1 protein-coding gene is annotated in these 468 nt (G+C 40.0%); it reads right to left on the bottom strand.

All coding sequences use genetic code 11. The annotated features are described in order from the left end of the window. Positions 1–221, bottom strand: a 221-nt coding sequence (locus AWB54_RS15070) for a ParA family protein (RefSeq protein ID WP_153014777.1), incomplete at its 3' end; no start/stop codon positions are given. Positions 222–468 lie beyond the last annotated feature (247 nt).

Below are 468 nucleotides of genomic sequence, written 5' to 3' on the forward strand. Positions count from 1 at the left end.
ATGATATCTTCAGCCTTTGTCTTATTTATCAATAAATCATAGGTGGAAAGTACTGTTTCTTTTTTATTGATACCAAAACCGCTCGTTGCGTTTCCCTGCGGGTCAATATCCGCCAAAAGCACTTTTTTTCCTTTGGCGGCAACCGCTGCGGCAAGATTGACGCCGGAGGTGGTTTTTCCCACACCGCCTTTTTTGTTGACAACTGCCACTATTTTACTCATTTATTTCTCCCTATTTTCTTCTATATACATCAACAACATAGATTATATACCTATTTTTGGTGTTTTTCAATACGTTTCACATGAAACATATCGAGAATATATTTGTCTTATTTTGTTGAAATTACCATTAAAATATGGCTTGACAGCGCCATTGTCACAAGATATTGTGGTAGTGTGAAAACCCCACCGTTATTTTGCCTGCGCGCAGCTCAGCCGGAGTCGATACGCTGCGTTGCGCTCGCTATAT

This window comes from Syntrophomonas wolfei subsp. methylbutyratica, assembly GCF_001570625.1.
GTDB lineage: Bacteria > Bacillota > Syntrophomonadia > Syntrophomonadales > Syntrophomonadaceae > Syntrophomonas > Syntrophomonas methylbutyratica.